General features: G+C 40.0%; 15 protein-coding genes and 2 tRNA genes. 9 read left to right on the plus strand and 8 right to left on the minus strand.

The window, feature by feature from the left end; genetic code table 11:
- Nucleotides 1-2071, plus strand: a 2071-nt coding sequence (locus ACFFIP_RS07660; RefSeq protein WP_382387013.1) for an MBG domain-containing protein, incomplete at its 5' end; no start/stop codon positions are given.
- Nucleotides 2072-2782: 711 nt separating this feature from the next.
- Here the strand turns inward: ACFFIP_RS07660 and ACFFIP_RS07665 are convergent.
- Nucleotides 2783-3991: an acyl-CoA dehydrogenase family protein gene (locus tag ACFFIP_RS07665; RefSeq protein ID WP_382387014.1), complete on the minus strand. Its 1209-nt coding sequence runs from the start codon at nt 3989-3991 to the stop codon at nt 2783-2785.
- Between the two features lie 118 nt (nt 3992-4109).
- Here ACFFIP_RS07665 and ACFFIP_RS07670 point away from each other — a divergent pair, with 118 nt between their 5' ends.
- Together ACFFIP_RS07670 and ACFFIP_RS07675 are read left to right on the plus strand one after the other, a co-directional pair.
- Complete coding sequence (locus ACFFIP_RS07670) at nt 4110-5072, plus strand: tryptophan 2,3-dioxygenase family protein (RefSeq protein ID WP_382387015.1); 963 nt, start codon at nt 4110-4112, stop codon at nt 5070-5072.
- Between the two features lie 219 nt (nt 5073-5291).
- Entirely contained in the window at nt 5292-6872 is a 1581-nt protein-coding gene (locus tag ACFFIP_RS07675; protein ID WP_382387016.1) for an NAD(P)/FAD-dependent oxidoreductase, read from the plus strand.
- A 214-nt stretch (nt 6873-7086) separates the two neighbouring features.
- Here ACFFIP_RS07675 and ACFFIP_RS07680 read toward each other — a convergent pair whose 3' ends face one another.
- Nucleotides 7087-8283, minus strand: a complete 1197-nt coding sequence (locus tag ACFFIP_RS07680) for a Gfo/Idh/MocA family protein (protein ID WP_382387017.1) — start codon at nt 8281-8283, stop codon at nt 7087-7089.
- 187 nt (nt 8284-8470) lie between these two features.
- On the opposite strand from ACFFIP_RS07680, the gene ACFFIP_RS07685 reads away from it, so the two are divergent.
- Nucleotides 8471-9835 (plus strand): exonuclease domain-containing protein, encoded by a 1365-nt coding sequence (locus ACFFIP_RS07685; RefSeq protein ID WP_382387018.1) that lies wholly within the window; start codon nt 8471-8473, stop codon nt 9833-9835.
- Here the strand turns inward: ACFFIP_RS07685 and ACFFIP_RS07690 are convergent, their stop codons facing one another.
- From ACFFIP_RS07690 to ACFFIP_RS07705, 4 genes are read right to left on the minus strand one after another with little or no spacing between them, the layout of a single operon-like run.
- The gene (locus ACFFIP_RS07690) at nt 9836-11275 is read right to left on the minus strand and encodes a glycoside hydrolase family 30 protein (RefSeq protein WP_382387019.1); all 1440 of its coding nucleotides are present in this window, start codon (nt 11273-11275) and stop codon (nt 9836-9838) included.
- A 40-nt stretch (nt 11276-11315) separates the two neighbouring features.
- Nucleotides 11316-11705: a hypothetical protein gene (locus ACFFIP_RS07695; RefSeq protein ID WP_382387020.1), complete on the minus strand. Its 390-nt coding sequence runs from the start codon at nt 11703-11705 to the stop codon at nt 11316-11318.
- A 56-nt stretch (nt 11706-11761) separates the two neighbouring features.
- Complete coding sequence (locus ACFFIP_RS07700; RefSeq protein ID WP_382387021.1) at nt 11762-12985, minus strand: Nramp family divalent metal transporter; 1224 nt, start codon at nt 12983-12985, stop codon at nt 11762-11764.
- Nucleotides 12982-14073 carry a DUF2891 domain-containing protein gene (locus tag ACFFIP_RS07705; protein ID WP_382387022.1) on the minus strand — a complete coding sequence of 364 codons (1092 nt, stop codon included), beginning with the start codon at nt 14071-14073 and terminating at the stop codon, nt 12982-12984. Before ACFFIP_RS07705 ends, ACFFIP_RS07700 begins: the two co-directional genes overlap by 4 nt.
- A 98-nt stretch (nt 14074-14171) precedes the next feature.
- Between ACFFIP_RS07705 and ACFFIP_RS07710 the strand changes: the two genes are divergently transcribed.
- Genes ACFFIP_RS07710 through ACFFIP_RS07720 form a run of 3 tightly spaced genes read left to right on the plus strand, consistent with a single transcriptional unit; the run spans nt 14172 to nt 17307 of the window.
- Entirely contained in the window at nt 14172-15713 is a 1542-nt protein-coding gene (locus tag ACFFIP_RS07710; RefSeq protein WP_382387023.1) for a helicase HerA-like domain-containing protein, read from the plus strand.
- Nucleotides 15714-15718: 5 nt separating this feature from the next.
- Nucleotides 15719-16933 carry a BaiN/RdsA family NAD(P)/FAD-dependent oxidoreductase gene (locus ACFFIP_RS07715; RefSeq protein ID WP_382387024.1) on the plus strand — a complete coding sequence of 405 codons (1215 nt, stop codon included), beginning with the start codon at nt 15719-15721 and terminating at the stop codon, nt 16931-16933.
- A gap of 8 nt (nt 16934-16941) precedes the next feature.
- Complete coding sequence (locus ACFFIP_RS07720; protein WP_382387025.1) at nt 16942-17307, plus strand: hypothetical protein; 366 nt, start codon at nt 16942-16944, stop codon at nt 17305-17307.
- Between the two features lie 8 nt (nt 17308-17315).
- On the opposite strand, the gene gap is transcribed toward ACFFIP_RS07720, so the two are convergent.
- Nucleotides 17316-18308, minus strand: coding sequence for a type I glyceraldehyde-3-phosphate dehydrogenase (gene gap, locus ACFFIP_RS07725; protein WP_382387026.1), 993 nt, complete (start codon nt 18306-18308; stop codon nt 17316-17318).
- 194 nt (nt 18309-18502) lie between these two features.
- On the opposite strand from gap, the gene ACFFIP_RS07730 reads away from it, so the two are divergent.
- Together ACFFIP_RS07730 and ACFFIP_RS07735 are read left to right on the plus strand one after the other, a co-directional pair.
- A tRNA-Glu gene (locus ACFFIP_RS07730) sits at nt 18503-18574 on the plus strand.
- A gap of 39 nt (nt 18575-18613) precedes the next feature.
- Nucleotides 18614-18685 (plus strand) — tRNA-Glu (locus tag ACFFIP_RS07735).
- Between the two features lie 114 nt (nt 18686-18799).
- Here ACFFIP_RS07735 and ACFFIP_RS07740 read toward each other — a convergent pair.
- The gene (locus tag ACFFIP_RS07740; RefSeq protein ID WP_382387027.1) at nt 18800-21004 is read right to left on the minus strand and encodes a B12-binding domain-containing radical SAM protein; all 2205 of its coding nucleotides are present in this window, start codon (nt 21002-21004) and stop codon (nt 18800-18802) included.
- Nucleotides 21005-21049 lie beyond the last annotated feature (45 nt).

Consider the following 21049-nt stretch of genomic DNA (forward strand, 5'->3'; position numbering starts at 1 on the left):
AACGGCAAGCTACACCTATGCCGAATCTGCAAACCACCTGGGAAGCAGTGACAGCAAGACTTTTGAGATCGGTAAGGCTAATGCCACCATCGATGTTCAGGGCAAAACAGTGACTTATGACGGATCAGCACACGGTGCCTCCGGTACTGCAAAAGGCGTAATGGGTGAGGACCTCACAGGACTTGACCTTGGCGCAACCTTCACCAATGTACCGGGAGGAACTGCAAACTGGAAGTTCACAGATGTGACGGGCAACTATAACGATGATGAGGGATCGGTGGAAATATTGATCAATCCAAGAGAAATCACCATTACCGCCGACAACCAATCCATCTACTGCGGTCAAGATGAACCTGAATTAACTTACCAGATTACCAGTGGAGCTTTGGTAAATGGTGATACCTTCTCAGGAAGTTTGGAAAGAGAAAGCGGTGATGCTGCCGAGACATATAAAATCATCCAAGGCACCCTGACCTTGGGAAGCAATTATGACTTGACGGTTATTGAAGGGGTATTTACCATCAATGCCATTTCATCTATAGATGCAACGCAAACTTTTGTGAATATTCAGATCAATAATACAGGCCAATTGTCAGCTACCATATCACCGGCAATAGCCAATGTTCCGGTGACATTTACCATATATAAAGAAAACAATATAGACGTAGAAGTAACCTTATCAGGAATGACAAATGCTTCCGGAGTGGCAAGCGTAAATTGGACTGCTCCTGGAACAATCGGGGTTTATAAAGTGGATGTCATGGCAGGAAGCAGTGCTTGTGATGCAGTGATGGAGGCCTATGTCAGCGTGTTTGATCCTTCTGCAAGCTTCGTGACCGGTGGCGGTTGGTTCAACTCACCTGAGGGTGCCATGCCGGAAAAACCGCAGGCAGTAGGTAAAGCCAACTTTGGATTTGTCTCCAGGTACAAAAAAGGTAAAAACAATATGACTACCGAGGAAGTGGATGGCAATACCGAATTCCAGTTCCATGCTGGAGACCTGAACTTCAAATCCACCTTGCATGAATCCGGTTCCTTGGTGATTTCCGGAAGAAGAGCCACTTATCGTGGCACAGGAACCATCAATGGTCAGTCAGGATTCAGATTTATGGTAGTGGCCATAGACGGAGATTGGAACGGACAGAAAAATCCGGACAGTTTCAGAATTAGATTAACCACCACTTCAGGAACAATCATCTACGACAACCAAATGGGATCAGATGAAAATACTGAAGATGCCACCATTTTGGGTAACAATGGAACAGGCGGTGGATCTATCGTGATTCATGAAGTCAAAGGTAAAGGTCCAAATAAAAATATCCAGGCAAGTCTGATTGAAGTACCTTGGAACACACCTGTTGATCAACTTGAAAAAGAACTGCAAAAAATGGCTACTGACTGGTTTGATGGAGAAAATTATAAAATTTCGCTTGATCCGGTAGATTACAACCCATTGGAGCCAGGATTCTATCAAGTAAGTGGATATTTTGAAAACAACCCATGGTTTGCTAGAGAAGAGACCATACCTGTTCCTGTAATGGTATTAAGTAAAGCTTTGCCTGAGGATATTCTTATTGACAACAACCTTGTTGGCACAACTTTACAGGTAGGAGCTGTTGTAGGGAAACTCAACACAGTAGATAGCTTGGATGATATCCATATGTATTCTATGGACGAGGATTCCAACTTCGGTCTTGAAGGTAATGCTGTAACTTGGAAGGGCGAAGGTATACCACCTGTGACAGCAACCTTAAGAGTCCACAGTACCGACCGTGCAGGACAAACTATCAGTAGGGAAATCCAATTGTTTAGGGAAACAGGTTCCAGCAGCATGTTGATTTATCCAAATCCAGCCTTGAAGGAAACTAATATCCTTGTAAACCTGATTGAGGAAGCTGATGTGGAAATCCGAATCTTTGATGCTGCCGGAAGGTTAGTTTTCACTGAAGATTCTTTTGAGAAAAACAGCTTCGTCAGAAACATCGACTTAGATGGGCTTAGCCAAGGCCTTTACAATGTAGTGGTGAAAGTCAATCATCATTATATTCAAGGAAGGTTGGTGAAACAATAGATAAGCATTAGTAAATAGTTAAAAAAGCTACTCCAATTTGGGGTAGCTTTTTTTGTTGTCATGGTTATCAGGTTGTCAAAGTTGCCGGGTTGTCTTTATACCAATCCCTTTAGGAATTGCATATCGGTAGGAAAAAGGGGGAACTTATACCCATCAATCCCTCTGGGGATTGCCTATTGATTGATTGGAATAGACCGTTTGCGATGATTCTAAAATTTCCTGAAATTAGGGTCCGTCCCTAAAAGACGGTGGGAGAGCGAAGATGTCTCTTGGCCATCGATGGATTGTTCCGTTGGCACAATGCGTTAATAGCCATTTTGGAATTTATTTTCACCATTTAGGATTTAAGGAAATGAAGAAAAACATTAAGGTACTTTGGGAGAAACTCAAAAATTATCAATTACCAATATTCCATGAATCCGTTCCTCCAAAATCCTGAAATATCCAAAAAGTACTTTTGCGTCCTTTGTTATCTTTTGTGGTTCGAATAAAACTTAATGAAACCCTTAATTTCTTAACTTCTGATTAGTTCAACCCTCTAAATCTGAAATCCTATTTTTTATCCCCTTCAAATTTGAATATTAGTCAAAAAAGACCGCCGAGGTTCTAATCCCCCAGCGGTCTCTCTCTTGAGTCTTGAGTCTTGTATCTTGTGTCTTGTATCTAGATCCTACCTAAAGGTAGACAAGCTCGCTTCTCGCCTCTAATAGTCTATTTAAACGCCGGAATTCCCGTAATATCATGCCCCAAGATCAACAAATGGATATCATGGGTGCCTTCATAGGTGACTACAGACTCCAGGTTCATCATATGGCGCATAATCGGATACTCTCCCGTAATCCCCATACCACCATGGATCTGTCTTGCTTCTCGTGCAATTTCCAACGCCATGGCCACATTATTGCGTTTAGCCAATGAAATGTGGGCAGTAGTGGCTTTCCCTTCATTCATCATGACCCCAAGTTTCCAGGTAATCAACTGTGCTTTGGTAATTTCTGTCAACATTTCGGCCAATTTCTTTTGGATCAGCTGGAAAGAACCGATAGGCTTATCAAACTGTATCCTTTCAAGAGCATATCTTTTAGCGGAATCGTAACAATCCATGGCCGCACCAATAGCTCCCCAGGCGATACCATATCGGGCTGAGTCCAAGCACATCATCGGTGCACCCAAACCGCTTTTACCCGGTAATAAATTTTCCTTTGGAACTTTTACATTATCAAAAACAAGTTCACCTGTAGCAGAAGCTCTCAAAGACCATTTACCATGAGTCTCCGGGGTAGAAAAGCCTTCCATACCTCTTTCCACGATCAGGCCATGGATCCTGCCTGCTTCATTCTTAGCCCATACTACGGCAATATCCGCTTTTGGAGAATTGGAAATCCACATTTTGGCACCGTTCAAGAGATAATGGTCTCCCATATCTTTGAAATTGGTCACCATGCCGGAAGGGTTTGAACCAAAGTCAGGTTCAGTCAGTCCAAAGCAACCTAGCATTTCACCTGAAGCCAACTTGGGGAGGTATTTCTTCTTTTGCTCCTCAGAGCCAAATTTATAGATAGGATACATGACCAAAGAACCCTGAACAGATGCGGTGGAACGCATGCCCGAATCACCTCTTTCAATCTCCTGCATGATCAGTCCATAGGCGATGTAATCCATACCACCACCGCCATATTCAGCTGGAATTTGCGGGCCAAAAGCACCTACGTCACCAAACTTTTTGACGATTTCATATGGAAAATGCGCGCGTTGTGCCCAATCTTCAATGTACGGGCTGATTTCTTTTTTGACAAAGTCTCTGATGGAAGATCTGATCAGTTTGTGTTCCTCAGTCAACAGGTCATCAACCTGATAAAAATCCACTCCTTCAAAAAGATCCTTTTTCAAAGATTTGTGGGCGTTGGAAGTATGCTCCATAAGTATTTTGGTTTATTGCTAATTAAAATGGAATTTTACAGCACTAAGGCTCATTTCCTGCCCTGAAATAAATAAGAAGCAGGTTAAAATACTACCTTATCGCTCAAAAAATTAACATATGGACCCAGCAAATTACCCAAAAGACGTTTTAGAGAAGATAGAGCTACTTCAGGAAAAATTCAAAGCATCCGGACAGGACTTATCTTCTTATCTGGAAGGCTTATTGTACGCAGATTATATGACCTATTGGGATTATATCAACCTTGATATTCTCCTTTCTCTGCAGCAGCCCAGAACTTCCTTTAAAGACGAAAAAATCTTCATTATCTATCATCAGATAACAGAGCTCTATTTTAAGCTCATCATTTGGGAACTTGAGCAGATTGCGGAAAGGCAACCAATAGACAGCAAATTTTTTAAAGAGAGGCTTGGTAGGGTAATCATGTACTTTGATCAGTTAATCTCATCTTTTGAAGTCATGTGGAAAGGTATGGAAAAGGAACAGTTTCTAAAGTTTAGGATGTCATTATTACCTTCCAGTGGTTTTCAAAGTGCCCAATATAGGGTTATTGAAATCCTGTCAACAGATGTCCATCAATTGATCCATACTGATAGGAGAGAAGCGCTTCACAATGAAAAAGATACAGATGTTATTTTTGACCATTTATACTGGCAACATGGGGCTAAAGAATTGGCCACCGGTGAAAAAACATTAACATTAAAATCCTTTGAGAAAAAATATAGAAAAGAACTAAAAGAGCTTATTGAAACATATAGATCAAAAAATATCTGGAAGAAATATCAGGAATGTGCCGACAAGGACGGTGAGTTGGTAAAATTAATGCAGACACTAGATATCAAAGCTAATGTCTTTTGGCCTTTGGCACATTACAAATCGGCGGTAAAATATTTACAGAGAGACCCTGTGGATATCGCTGCTACAGGTGGTACCAATTGGCAAAAGTATCTCCCACCACGCTTCCAAAAAGTCATTTTCTTTCCCGAACTTTGGAGCCAGAGTGAAATGGATGAATGGGGAAAAGGCTGGGTGGTGAAGGAGGTTTTCGGAAATGAGGAATGAAAGTCGGATTTCGAAAGTGGGAAATGGAAGTTTGAACCATTAAGAAGTTAAGGCATTAAGGTTTTCATTAAGGTCTAAATGAAATTCTTCACTCTCTTAATTACTTAATGGTGAAAAAACCCAAAATCCACCTTCCCACTTCCGACATCAAAAGTCTTGAGTCTAGTGTCTAATTTCTAGCATCTCGCATCTAAATTTTAAGGATAAATACCTTACCAAATGAAAAAAGAACTACAATTACAATTGAGCCCGGAAGAGGCTTATGATGAAAACCTATTCAGGCAGGTAGCCTTGAAAAAAGCAGGCATCAACACTGATAACCAACAAGCCTTTGCCAGGCAGGTAAGGCGTTCCATTGATGCCCGTGGAAGGCAGGTCAAAGTGAATGTTACTGCTGAAGTGTTTGTTAATGAAACCCCGACTCCCCTTATCAATACTCCCCATGCTTACCAAAAGGTAAGCGGAAAAGATCCGATCATCATTGTGGGAGCTGGTCCTGCAGGTCTTTTTGCAGCGCTGAGAGCCATTGAGCTGGGGGTGAAACCTATCCTCATCGAAAGAGGAAAAGATGTACGGGCAAGAAGAAGGGATCTCGCAGCCATCAACAAGAACCATATCGTCAATCCTGAATCCAACTATTGCTTTGGTGAAGGAGGAGCAGGAACCTATTCCGATGGTAAGCTTTATACCCGTTCGAAAAAGAGGGGAGACATCAGGAGAATCATGGAAATATTCGTATCCCATGGTGCGACTGAAGAAATTTTGGTCGATGCCCATCCCCATATCGGGACCAATAAATTACCCAAACTGGTAGCTGAATTAAGAGAAAGCATTATTCAGGCCGGAGGGGAAGTCCTTTTTGAAACCAAAGTGGTTGATTTCATTCTTGAAGACAATGAAATGAAAGGTGTCATCACTGCAGATGGTGAAAAAATCAAAGGTCTGGGTGTCATTTTGGCCACCGGCCACTCGGCTAGGGATATTTTCCATTTGCTCCATAAAAGAAATATTCTGATAGAAGCCAAACCATTTGCATTAGGCGTAAGGGTAGAACATAGTCAAAATTTAATTGACAGAATCCAGTACCATTGTGAGATAGATAGAGGCCCTTATCTACCGGCATCTTCTTATGCCTTGGTTCATCAAACCCTCTTCAAAGGGAAACAAAGAGGTGTTTTTTCATTCTGCATGTGTCCTGGTGGATTTATTGTCCCAGCTGCAACTTCACCAGGCGAAATTGTTGTCAATGGCATGAGTCCAAGTAGAAGGGACAGTAAATATGCCAACTCAGGTATGGTAGTTGCCGTCGAATTGGAAGACCTGCCGCAATACCAAAAATATGGCCCATTGGCCGCTATGATGTTTCAATCGGAAGTAGAACAAAAAGCCTGGAAGATGGGAGGGGAGACCCAGACAGCTCCAGCCCAAAGATTGATGGATTTTACACAAAGAAAAGTAAGTAAATCTTTACTGGACACCTCATATCAACCCGGTTTAAGGTCCGTTGATATGTACGAGGTATTACCAGATTTTATTGCAGAGCGATTGAGGCAAGGTTTTATTGCATTTGGCAATAAAATGAAGGGATATTTAACCAATGAAGCTCAGATCATTGGTGTAGAGAGCAGGACTTCTTCTCCTGTGAGGATTCCTAGAGACAAAGATTCATTCGGACATCCTATCATTAAAAGATTATATCCCTGTGCTGAAGGTGCTGGATATGCCGGGGGCATTGTATCTGCAGCTATGGATGGCGAGCGATGTGCAGAAAAGCTGATTGAGCAATATGTCATAAAATAAACAAAATGCAGTTCATCATAAAAAGTGAAAAATACCCCTTTTGGGGTATTTTAATCTAGTCCATTATTTCAGAAATTTACATTGTAGTTAAAGAAAGAATACTTTAAAGTTAAACGATATTACCCTTATAATTTAAACACTTCATAAAACCGGCAAATGATTGCCGGTTTTTTGTTTTTTAAATAAAACCATTCCCTTTTTCATGAAAAAAACTTTAGAGTTCATATTCTGGCTTCCAAAGCTCTTTTGTACCATTATAGAGCGACTTATTGGCCAAAGCCACTGCAATGGCTGTCTTGCCTCCATTTTGAACATTGGAATGGGGTTGATCACCGGTGACCAAGCACCTATAAAAATCCTCCAAAGCATAAATAGAACCATCCTTAGTCGGTTGGTCCAATATTCTTACAGCTTTTTGGTCATTTGACCAAATGATTTTAGTGGCTCCGGAAACCCCATCGACTTGCTGAAGAGCAGCTTGAGTTTCAGGTTCCGGGTAAAATACACCCTCGTTGGTCAATAAAGAAATCATTCCTTTAGTACCTTTTATTTTGAAAGAATAGCCTTCTTGCTGATTCCCACATGTTGCTCCAAAATTTCCAATCATACCCTCTTTATCATAACGTAGCAAGACTTGTACATTATCAAAAGTCTCCCTTCCATCTTTGAAATAATCAATCCCACCAACTCCGTAAATGGAGCTTGGTGATGTTTCAAAAGCCCAATGGATAAAATCCATTTGATGGGACAACAATTCTGCGACAAGACCTCCTGAATATGCCTTGTACATACGCCAATTGATCTGCCTTTCCAGCTCGGGTGAAGGAACAGGCCTTCTCCAGTTATGGTTTCGGTCCCATCTTGCCTCGATTTGGGTCACCTTGCCTAACCATCCATTTTGGATCATTTCCTTTACCTTGAAATAAAGTGGAGAATATCGGTATTGGTGTCCGATTTGGATAATCTGATTCTTATATTGTTTACTCAAAGCATTCAATTTGAGGGCATCATCTACATTGAAAACCATTGTCTTTTCCAAAAAAAGATGTTTACCAGCTTCCAAAACAGCTAAAGCATGCTCAAAATGGAGATACAATGGAGTAGATACTATGACGATATCCAATTCTTTCTGCTCAAGAAATTTCCTATAATCATCAAAAAATGAAACGCCAGCTGAGTAGTTTTTTTTGGCTTGAGTTAGCCTAAACTCAAGATTGTCACAAATACTGACAACTTTGAATTTATCCGGCATGGTATTGAGCACATGATGCAAACCAGATCCCCTGTCACCATAACCAATGATGCCAACAGTATATGCTTTATCTGCTTTGTATGCTGATGAAAATGAAATAGGAAGTGCAGAACCAGCAGAAAGCAAAGCGCCTAATTTCACAAATTCTCTTCTGTTCAAAATAGGTGGGTTTTAAGGTTGATGTTTGAATATAAAAAACTTTTTAAAAAATCACTTCAAGAAAATTACCAATGGAGGCTGAGAATTATAAAAGAAAAATCACAAAAGTTGACAATCCTTGACACAAAAAACCTTTAAAATCTGTTTTGATCTAGAAGTTCACTAAAATTGAAGAAAATTAATCAAAATGGAGTTTGCTATTGTCGATATTGAAACAACAGGAGGTAATCCCAATATGGGTGGAATTACTGAAATTGCTGTGATTGTCACTGATGGCAATAGCATTCTTGACAGGTTCCAAACATTGATTAACCCGGAAAGGCATATTCCTGACTTTATCATAGGATTGACCGGCATCAATCAAAACATGGTACAAGATGCCCCCACTTTCATTGAAATAGCTGAAGAACTGTATGATTTTTTAAAAAACCGGGTGTTTGTTGCCCACAATGTCAATTTTGATTATTCCTTTATCAAAGAAGCATTTAAAGCACATGGCATAGATTTCAACCCGCCGAAACTTTGTACTGTAAGATTGAGCCGGAAAGCATTCCCTGGTTTTGGGTCCTATGGGTTAGGTAGACTTTGTGAGCAGTTATCCATTTCCATTGAAAATAGGCACAGGGCATTTGGCGATGCACAGGCCACAGCTATATTGTTTGAAAAAATTTATAATCAATCTCCTGATTTGATTTTTCAAAACCTCAAAAAGAATAACGGAGAAGCTTTTCTGCCTCCCAATATTAGCAAAGAAACATATGCACAACTCCCTGAAGAGACTGGAATATATTACTTCCACAATGATAAAGGTCAAGTCATCTATGTGGGTAAGGCAAACAACATCAAAGCGAGGTTCAAGAGCCATTTTTCAGGCAATTCAAAAGAAAAACTACAACTGAAATCCGAAATATATGATGTCAGCTGGGAATTAACCGGATCTGAATTTTTAGCCTACCTACTTGAAGTTTCAGAAATTAAAAAGTTTTGGCCGAAATACAACAAAGCGTTGAAATTCAAGAGCAGTAGTTGGGGCCTGTTTCAATACGAGGACAGCAATGGTTTTATCCGTTTTCAAGTTGGAAAAAATACCGGCAATCTAAAAAGTATCTATGAATTCGACAGCCATTCGGAAGGATGGAAATTCATCCTGGATAAAACAGAAGAGTTTAACCTCTGCCCGAAATTGACCGGTATTCAAAAAACTACCGGGGCTTGTTATGATCACCAAATTGAAAAGTGTTCGGGAGCTTGTTGTAACAAAGAGACTGTTGAAGGTTATAACCTGAAAGCACAAAAACTGCTGAACTCCTTAGGAGGTCAGCATGGCTCCATCATTATCAAAGAGAAAGGCAAGAATACAGGTGAAAGCTGCGCATTGTATTTTGAAAATGGTGTCTTTCGGGGGTATGGCTTTTTTGACCATGATGATTTCTTTCAAGAGAATACGGATATCATCAATATGATAACCATGGTGAAACCTTTACCTGAGACCAAGTATATTCTTAGATCTTTTGTAGGCAAGATTCACCATCGAAACATTATGATTGTATGATCAATTATCCAGGACAAAAGAAGCCACAGCACCTTGATTCAGTTCATACAAAGCTATTTGATCATTAAGTCTAATCCCAAATGATTGGGCAGCTTTACTTTCATTCAGCACGATCAGGACAATTTTACCATCAGGTCTTTGAAATGCGATATTGGCCAAACCTTCCGGTTCATTGCTGTCTATTCTAAGAGAACCAGCATCTACAAATTTTGAAGCATGGGCGATAATGTAATAAGCAGGATTTCTGTACACCTGATTGATTTTGATCGTCACTGCGCCCAAGCATAAGCTGCATCCACCTCTATCTGTGAAAGGACGAAGATCAGGTGCAGAGCTTAAATTCCACTCTAGAACAGTTTTTGCCCAGTTTCTACTTGCTCCGATAATCAGGTTCTTGACATGCCACGCTAGGTCACCTGGCAAGTTTCCTGGGGCACCAATCCATTGCTCAGTAAAATAAAGGTTCTTATCAGGATGTGCCAAATGGACTTCAGAAAGTGCTTCTATCTTTCCTCCATAAAGGTGAAAGGCCGATCCATCAATATATTTTTTGGCTTCTGGATCATCCAAAATACTGATAGGATAATCAGGGCGGTCCGCATTATGGTCATAAATGATGATTTTAGTCTGAATACCATTCTTTTCAAACATCGGACCCAAGTGATTTTTGATGAATTCGGCCTGTTGCTCCGGCAGCATCAATAAGCTTGGATTATTTCCTGGGTGTAAGGGTTCATTTTGAACAGTGATAGCGTCAATGATGATACCTTCTTCAGCCATTTGTTGGATATATTTCACAAAATACAACGCATAGGCTTCATAATATTCAGGCAATAAACTTCCTCCTCTCGTATCCTTATTGTCTTTCATCCAAGCTGGGGGAGACCAAGGAGAGCCCATTAACTTGATATCTGGGTTGATGGCAATAATTTCTTTCAAAACAGGGATCACATCCTGTCTGTCAGGTCCAAGATCGAATTTTTCCAATAATGGATCTTCTTCACCTTCTTCCAAGTCATGATAGGAAAAAACGGTTTCATTCAGATCGGAAGCTGCAATAGTCAATCTTAAATAGTTAATCCTGATGTCATTTGCGCCATCACCAAATAATTCCTGTAATAATGCAGCCCTTGCCTCTTCAGTCATACCCAATAAGTGTTTAGCACTTCCTTGGGTTAGGGTAAATCCAAATCCATCCATTTCCTGATAACTCACTTCTGGATTAATTTCAATGACAGGGACTGAGAAATTACTTCTTGAAAAGGTTATTTTATTCTGTTCTTGAAATAAAATATCTGAAGATGGATCAGTCAACCAAATATTTGCGTCAAAATTATCCTGTGAACAGGCACCGAGTAAAAAAATAAATAATGGAAGGAGAAGTCTTTTCATGAGCATGTCAAACATATTTAAGCCATGAAAATTAAATAAAATTCCCATGGCTTAAATATAATTATCGAAAATATCTCTTGAAACTTTTCTAAAAGGCAAGCGCAGCAAGTCCTAATTGTTTTTTGAAAGGCTTGATCAAATTGGTGACACTGTTGTTGTATTTACCCAAAATCTGTTGCCCCAGCAAACCAAGTAAAATATTCTGACGGGTCTTTTTTAAATCTAGAAACTGATTTTTTTTGATGGCATCAGTGGCATTACTATCCAATATTTTAAACATGTCATTGGTAAAGCTTTGATTATTGATTTTCAACTTGCTTTCCTGATCAGATGAAAGTCCAAGACCATCAAAAGTATTAAGGGCACCAAGTACCTGTGTAGGTAAATCAATTTTAGGAAGACTTGGTATCTGGGCTTCAACCTGATGAGACACAAAAGTTCCAAAGACAAATACAGCAAGAAATAGCAGGTTTTTCATGATTTCAAATTTTAATGTTAACTAAGAATAAAAAGGTAATTAAAATAAACAGTGATTCAAAGTAAACCTAAAACTTTCATAACACTCAATACGCCCAATAATAAGGTGATGAGCCATACCATTAAACTGAGTACATTCATAAATATGGTGTTTTTAAATTCTCCCATAATAGATTTCTTATTGACCAGCCAAATTACATAGCCGGAAAGTAAGGGGAGAAGAATGCCATTGGCCAATTGAGCAATCGTAATGAGTTGGACAGGGCGAATTCCAAGAGATGCAAATATCAATCCAAGACCCAAAATAAGCCCTATACTCCATCTCATAGGCTTTCCGCTAATATTGGAAGTCCATCCAAAACAGCCGGTGATCACCAATGAGCCTGCTAAAGGTGCTGTTACTGCTGAAGTTATGCCAGCAGCAAATAGCCCAAAACCAATAAAATATTTAGCCATTGAACCCATTAAGGGTTCTAGACCTTTTGCCAGATCCGAAGCACTGCTGACCTCCAAGGCGGAACCAGCTGCCCCTGCGATGACAATTGCCATAGAAACTACACCTCCAAGCACTACTGATAGAAAAGTATCAAACCTCACAAATTTAAGATCCTTAATGCTTTTCCATTTTTCAATCACCAAACTTGAATGAAGAAACAGGTTATAAGGAACCACCGTTGTACCGATCAAAGCCACAATAGTAAGGATGTTGTCCGTTTTGATTGTAGGTACCATTCCTTTTATCAAATCAAGAACTGAAGGTCTGACCATCATTGCACTCAGTAGAAATGCCATGCTCATGAGAATAACCAAAAACGTTAAAGCACGGGTAATCAGTTTATAACTCCCACTGTAAAGCAGAAATAGCGCAATGATACCAATACTTAAATTCATCAGGTTAATTTCAAGCTGGAGGAAACGGATTGAACCTAAGTCAAAAAACAGTTCTGCACCCAAGGACCCGCCACTGATATTTCCGGCCTCATAAGCTGCATTTCCCAATACAATGGCCATCAAAACCAAAAAAATTGAAAAATACCTCAGTCCTGCTTTCTGAATGGTTCTGTGAATATTGGGTATAAGTCCCAACTGAGTGACCAAACCAATTCGTGCAGCTGACTCCTGAAGGATTATGGTAGTGATGATGGATAATCCCAATGCCCAAAGCAGGTCATAACCAAAATTAACTCCAGCAAGTGTACAAACTGTAACAGTCCCAGGACCAATAAAGGCCGCAGCAATCAATGGGCCTGGACCAAAATATTTTGACCACTCTCTTTTCATGGAGCCTGTTGCAAGGCATATACAGCAAAAGAACCAAGCCAATGAGTGCCTTCATAGTTATCATCAACGATTGAAGGAAGGGAGTATTCAATGTGCTCATTGGCCATGGGCATCAAGTGCCCATATTCATTGGGAAAGTCTTTTATCAATCCATACAAAACCCAAGCCCTGCTAAAATTCAAGCCATCCAAATGGACAAGCTTACCATCTGTCCTGTCACTCACTTTCCCAGGTTCCAAAGAAAATTGCTTCTTTGAAAGCTCTGGCATAAACTGTACTAACCAACTTTTAAATTCTTCTTTAGGCAATATTTTTCTCATGATATCCAATTCTTGAAAACAAGGGGATAAAAAATCAAAACCGCTAGGTTCCCAAGTCAAAGGGCAATTGGCATCTTTTAGGAACCAATCCATTGAACGGGTTCGGATCATTTCTTCCAAAGCCTGATTGTTCAATGTTTTGGCATAATCGTAGGCAAAAGTGAGCCCAAAAGCAATATTTGAATGCTCTCCAACTCTAATAGGATAAATCAATTTGGGTAAAAATTCCAGGTACTTCTCCACCATTAAGTCAGTAAGCGGCTGAAGATTGGTCTCAAGAGTCCTTGCCAAAGGGTCATCCCATACATGTAACTCTTCAGCCAATTTCAGCACCCAAGCCCATCCGTAAGTCCTTTCAAAGCTACTGTTCTGAGGAAAAGTGAAATATTCTACCTCGGCTGCAATATTTTCAGCACTTATGTTTTCCAAAAGCTTCATCTTAATTTCCTCCTGGTTTTCAAGATCAGGAAATTGCCTCAATAAACTGACCAACATCCAGTGTCCATGTACACTTGAATGCCAGTCAAAACAACCGTAAAAGGCGGGATGAAGTGCCTTTGGACCTTTCAAATATTCCTCACTATCAAGTGTTTGGTTGAGTTTATTGGGATATTCTACTTGCATACAATGTAGCGGTAGGGCTGCTAATCGATTAGCTTCTTCCAGAGTCAAGCGGACAGGGGAGGAGTTGATGACATCTTCTTTACCATGACTAGTACATCCTGCTATTATCAAAGGAACAAAAACAAGAAATAAGAATTTTTTCATGCATGTAGTGATTTTAATTTTTGAAGATAAGCGGAAAATTGTGGATACACATAAATGTTTTCTTATTTTGTAAAGCATAAAATAAAATCATTTTTACCATGTCCAAAACAGATGAATTCAAAGCGCATTTAGAGAAAGGATATACTTTCAAAGGCGACTCAATCATATTAGGTACGGGAATCGTTGACCATGAGCCTATTCCGCAAGCCCAGATCAAAATACCACTCAAAACTCTCAATAGGCACGGAATGATTGCCGGCGCTACCGGTACAGGTAAGACGATTACCCTACAGGTTTTGGCAGAGCAACTTTCACACCACGGTATCCCATCTGTGATGATGGACCTTAAGGGAGACCTTTCTGGCCTTGCCCAGGCAGGTCAGATGAACCCAATCATTGAGAAAAGAATCGGTCTGATTGGAATAGATTATGAACCGACAAAATTTCCTGTTGAGCTGATGTCCATATCCAACGAAAAAGGAGTAAAGCTCAAAGCCACTGTTTCTGAGTTTGGACCGGTACTGATATCACAGATTTTAGAACTGAATGACACACAAAGGGGAGTAATAGCACTTGTTTTCAGGTATTGTGATACCCATCATTTGCCCTTGTTGGACTTAAAGGATTTGAAGAAAGTCCTGCAATATGTGATCAATGAAGGTAAACAAGAGATCATGAAGGAATTTGGTGCTGTTTCTCCTGCTACGGTGAATACCATCATGCGAAAAATCATAGAACTAGAGCAGCAAGGAGCAGAGAACTTTTTTGGAGAATTGTCCTTTGATGTAAATGACTTTGTACAGACTGAAAATGGTAAGGGAGTTATTTCGATTATACGTTTGACCGATATTCAAAACAGGCCAAAGTTATTCTCTACCTTCATGCTTTCTTTGCTTTCTGAGATTTATGAGACTTTTCCTGAAGAAGGGGATACCGGCAAACCGAAACTATGTCTTTTTATTGATGAAGCACATTTGGTGTTTTCAAATGCATCAAAGGACCTGATCGACAAAATTGAAGCTATCGTAAAATTGATCAGATCAAAAGGGGTTGGGGTTTATTTCTGTACGCAGACACCTACAGATGTACCGGAAAAGGTTTTGGGTCAATTGGGTTTAAAAATACAGCATTCCTTGAGGGCTTTTACAGCCAAGGATAGAACAGCCATTAAAAAGACAGCTGAAAATTACCCCTTGACGGATTTTTATAAAACTGATGAAATCCTGACTTCCATGGGAATTGGTGAGGCACTTGTCACTGCACTCAATGAAAAAGGAATCCCTACACCATTGGCCCACACCTTGCTCAGATCTCCTGAATCCCGAATGAATATTTTGGCACCTGAAGAAATAAATGATTTGGTCAACAAATCCAGTTTAGTAAGAAAATATAATGTAGAAATTGACCGTAAAAGTGCCTTTGAAATCTTGGATGAAAAGATCACAAGAGCTGAACAAATGGCCGCAGAGCAAGCAGCTGAAAGTACCACTGCGCAAAGAAGAAGTCCTGGTAGGCCTCCAAAAGAAACTTCGATGATCGAGGATTTGTCCAAAAATACCATGGTCAGACAAATTGGAAGGACGATATTTAGGGAATTGGCTAGAGGAATTATGGGGTCATTATCAGGAAAGAAAAGATAGGAGAGGTGACTAAATTAAAAATCGGGATAGTAGGGGCAGGTGCATCAGGGTATTTTGCAGCTATCCACGCTGCTGGTCCTGATACAGAGGTTACAATTTTGGAAAAGACTTCAAAATCCTTATCCAAAGTAAAAATATCTGGGGGAGGAAGATGCAATGTTACCCATGCAGCATTTGAGGTTTCCAAACTGGTTAAAAATTACCCTAGGGGAGAAAAATTCCTTAAAAAAGTATTCCAACATTTCTCCGTCAAGAACACAGTTGATTGGTTTGAATCACGTTCAGTTCCTTTGAAGGTTGAGAGTGATGGCAGAATGTTTCCGGTAAGTGATCAATCTCAAAGTGTCATTGATGCTTTGCAAAAAGAGGCAAACCACCTTGGGATTAAGCTCATGTTCAACTTTGGTCTTGAGTCGATTAATGTTGAGAAAGGCCAATTTAAGATACAATCCAAGGATAAAACATTGGTTTTTGACAGGCTGATTGTGTGTACTGGAGGCAGTCCCAAAGTTGATGGCTTTAACTTTCTCCAAAAACTTGGGCACAGTATCAATCCGCCTGTTCCTTCATTATTTACTTTCAATACGCCCCAAGAACCTATCAGACAATTAATGGGAATATCAGTTCCTGATGCGCATGTACGACTTGAGGGCACTAAGATGTCTTATAGAGGTCCTTTGTTGATCACACATTGGGGAATCAGTGGACCGGCAGTCTTGAAGCTTTCAGCTTTTGGTGCACAATGGCTCTATGAAAAAAATTATAAAGCAAAAGCCCATATCCGTTGGAATCATGAGTGGACGGAAGAAAGTCTAATTTCAAATTTGCAAAACTTTAAAAACCAGCATCCTAAGAAAAAAATAGCAGGCAATCCATTATTTGGATTACCACAAAGACTATGGTTACATTTGACTGAAAAATCGGAAATTTTTCCCGACAGTATCTGGCAAAATATCGCAAAAAAACAATTCCATAAACTAGTTCAGAATCTTTTTTGCTATATTGTCACCATTGAAGGAAAAACCACTTTTAAGGAGGAATTTGTGACTGCAGGTGGGGTAAAATTGGAAGAGGTCAACCCAGAAACAATGGAAAGCAAATTAATAAATGGTTTGTTCTTTGCCGGTGAGGTCTTGGATATTGATGGTATCACTGGAGGTTTTAATTTTCAGGCAGCCTGGAGTACAGGTTACCTTGCTGGCAAAAATGCAAAACACTGATTTTGAGCATGCAAAATAATCCACCCGTTAGCTTTGAGCGCATAGAGGAAATGATAGATGGTGATGCCGACTTCAGGGCAGAACTGGTAATGGCTATCTATAATTCTTTATTGGAGTTAAAAGAAAAGTACCTGGAAGGCGCTGAACTGCAGGATGAAGAAATCATTCAGGAAATAAGACATAAGGTTAAACCTTCTTTGGCATTGTTTGAAATTCATTTACTCAATGACCTTGTAACAGAAGGAAAAGATATCATCGAAACCCAAGGCTTTGGCCCGGCATTTTTGGAGCATTTGGAAAAATTTTTGGATGCTGTGGACAAAACAATCGATTATTTAATTCCTCACGTTAAAAAAATAGAAAACGGTGAATAGACTTTAGCTTAGAGTCTATCCACCAAATCTACCAACCGGTTGGAATAACCGGCTTCATTATCATACCAGCCTACAATTTTCACGAGATTTCCTTTAGCTGAAGTAAGTCCTGAATCAAATATGCAGGAGTGAGGATTGCCTATGATATCAATTGAAACAATTGGATCCTCAACATATTCTAATATTCCTTTAAGCTCATTTTCTGAACTTTTTTTGAAAATCGCATTAATTTCTTCCGTAGTAGTTTCCTTTTTTAATTCCACTATCAAATCAGTCAAAGAACCGTCAGGTACGGGAACCCTCATGGCAGAAGCTTCAATTTTACCCTGTAGATCCGGCAGCACTAGCTCCATAGCTTTGGCCGCGTGGGTGGTTGTAGGGATGATGGAATATGCCGCAGCCCTAGCTCTTCTCAAATCTCTATGAGGCGCATCGTGCAGGTTCTGATCATTGGTGTATGAATGCACCGTGGAAACAAAGCCCTTTTCAATACCAAAATTCTCTTCTAAAATCTTCACCATGGGAGCCAGGCAATTGGTTGTGCATGATGCATTTGAAACTATCTGCTCTTCACCGGTCAGGATATGGTCATTGACACCTAATACAATCGTAGGTACTCCATCACCTTTGGCAGGTGCGGTAATGATAACTTTTTTGGCTCCTGCAAGTAAGTGACCTTCAGCTTGGGATTTTTCCGTAAAACGGCCAGTGGATTCTAATACGATATCAATATCCAAATCCTTCCAAGGAATCATAGACGGATCCTTCTCTGCAAAAATTTTAAGTTTTTTATCCTTAATCAGTATATCACCATCCACAACCTTGACCTGAAATGGATATTTACCATGTACTGAATCATATTGCAGCAAATGGGCAAGGGTATGAGGATCTGTAAGGTCATTGACGGCTACCAGGTCAACCCCTTCTTTTTCCATCAATAACTTTATCGTTAACCTCCCGATCCTGCCACATCCATTTATGGCAACGCGTTTATTTCTCATCTCTATAATTGATGTCAAAATGTGATTGCGAAATTAATAAAGTTGTTTGTCAAAGGCTAAAAAATATTTTTTTCTCTAATTTTCAGGGTTTTGAAAAGTTAAACCAAATATTTTTTTGTCATTTTTTGCAATGTAAAATTAACCCTCTATATTTGCATCACCGTTAAGAAAACGGGTACCCCAAACCAAAAAATGGTCGATTCGTCTAGGGGTTAGGACGCATCCCTTTCACGGATGAAACACGGGTTCGATTCCCGTATCGACTACTGAAAACACTGAAAAACTTCAGTGTTTTCTTTTTGAATGGTCTGTTCGTCTAGGGGTTAGGACGTATCCCTTTCACGGATAAAACACGGGTTCGATTCCCGTACAGACTACGACAAATTGATGTTTTTCATCATTCAGATTGCTTTGAGCATGATGAATTTGTTTTATGGTTGTTAGTGGTTAAAGTGAGTGAAAACCCAGTCTTCTAGGCTGGGTTTTTCATTTTATACCAATACAAGGCCAATTTGCAGCAATTGTTGCCAGGTTTTGGATAGTACAAACTGATTAAAATTGCCTAATCCTTCATCTGAGTACTGCTCCTGAAAATCCTTGAGCGTCATTTCTTTTTTATTCTGCTGCGGTATCAATAGAGGTAACAGTTTCATCAACCATTCTGCTTCTTTCAAGCTCAACTTGATTTCAGCTTTATGGGATTTGTTTTCAAAGACCAATTTTGCAGCTTCTATAACTTTACCTTTTTTGGTGTATTGGTAAGTATTCATTTCCGGGGAATTACCAAGCCAAACCATTTTTGCATTGGGCTTCATTACCTGATAACCTTCAAACTGAATGGCATGAAAAATAAAGTTAGGAGAAACCGTGGTTTTCGGAATCCTGAAATCAAACCAATCCTGAAGTGAAAAATCGAAACCTATCCCATGCATATAATTAAACAATGCTTTTTTCAAACCATCGCTGAACATTTCATGGTCTGCACCCAATGGATCTTCATGGCTTAAGTCATTGTCTGCAAATAGTCCCTTTTCAGGCCCAGTTCTGATAACCTGATAGGACATTGGATCCAAACCTATCGGGGCATGTGAAGTCATGGCAAATAAATGCCAAAAGCCTGATTGCAATACATTGTGCATAAAAAGCTGACGTACCATTTCCAAACTGTCAATGGTTTCCTGTGCTGTCTGGGTAGGGAATCCATACATCAAATAGGCATGCACCATGATCCCTGATTCTGTAAAATTATGGGCAACCCTGGCCACTTGGGAGACAGTAACGCCTTTCTGCATCTTTTCCAACAGTCTATCGGAAGCCACCTCCAGGCCACCGGACACAGCAATACACCCTGAAGCTTTAAGCAGCCTGCACAAATCCAAAGTGAAGCGCTCTTCAAAGCGGATATTCGTCCACCAGGTAATCTTGAGTTTCCTTTTTAGAATCTCCAATGCCAGCTCTCTCATCAAAGCAGGCGGCGCAGCTTCATCTACAAAATGAAAGCCTGTTTCGCCTGTCTGGGCCACTAAATCTTCGATTCTATCACAGATCAAAGATGCACTGATAGGATCGTAATTTCTGATATAATCCAAGCTGATATCACAGAAAGTACACTTTCTCCAATAGCATCCATGGGCCATGGTAAGCTTGTTCCACCTGCCATCAGACCATAGTCTGTGCATGGGATTTGCAATTTCAATCACTGAAAGATATTGATGAATAGGCAATCCCGAGTAATCAGGTGTCCCTGTTTTGCTGAAAGGCACATCTGTTAAAGGTGAACCATTGATATATTCTACTTTACCATCCTGAAGAAGAAAAGTTCTTTTCAGTTGGGAAACATCAATTTCACCATCCAAATATTCAAGAAGGGAAGTCAAAGGCCTCTCTCCGTCATCAAGCGTTATGAAATCAACATAACGGAAGACCCTAGGTTCTTGTAGCGATCTCAATTCTGTGTTGGGATATCCGCCTCCCATAGCGACCTTGATGTTGGGAAAATGTTTTTTGATATAATCCCCACAGCGTAAGGCTCCATATAAGTTGCCTGGGAAGGGAACAGAAAAACATACCAGCGAGGGATTGGCGTTTTGGATTTCCTTTTCAAGTTCTTCAATCAAAAACTCATCCGTAAAAGAGAGTCCTTTTTCCAAAGCTTCATCAAGAGGATCAAAAGATACCGCAGACCTTCCCAAACGTTCGGCATAACGACTGAACCCAAAGTTAGCGTCCAGCGCTTCCTGAATCAGATCACCCAAGTCTTCTAAATATAAAGTGGCCAGATGTCTGGCTTTATCCTGGATTCCCATGGTACCAAAAGCCCATTCCAAATCATCAATTTGCTCAAATCTGGAAGCCTGGGGCAAAAAATCTCCTTCACAAATATTGTAGGCAATAGTGGGATTATCGAACTGAAGAAATTTGATCACAGGATCAATAGTTTGGATATATTCATCCCTTAATTTGAAAATCCTTTTGCTGTTAGACGACAGTTGACTGATATCTTGTTTTGCAATCCTGTCAAAAGCCTTTTGAAGCCCTTTTTTTGAAAAAATCCTCAGTATTACTTTGATTCCCAAGTCAGCTTGAAAGGAAGTTTTACCAAGTGTGTTTAGGTAGCCTTTAATATAAGCTGTCGCAGGGTAGGGGGTATTGAGCTGGGTAAATGGGGGCGTTAAAAGTAGGATCGATTTTGACACTGAAATTGAATTTGTTACAAAGTTGGTGATTTTTTATCTAGAAGG

This window comes from Fontibacter flavus (genome assembly GCF_042432905.1).
Classification (GTDB): Bacteria; Bacteroidota; Bacteroidia; order Cytophagales; family Cyclobacteriaceae; genus Fontibacter; species Fontibacter flavus.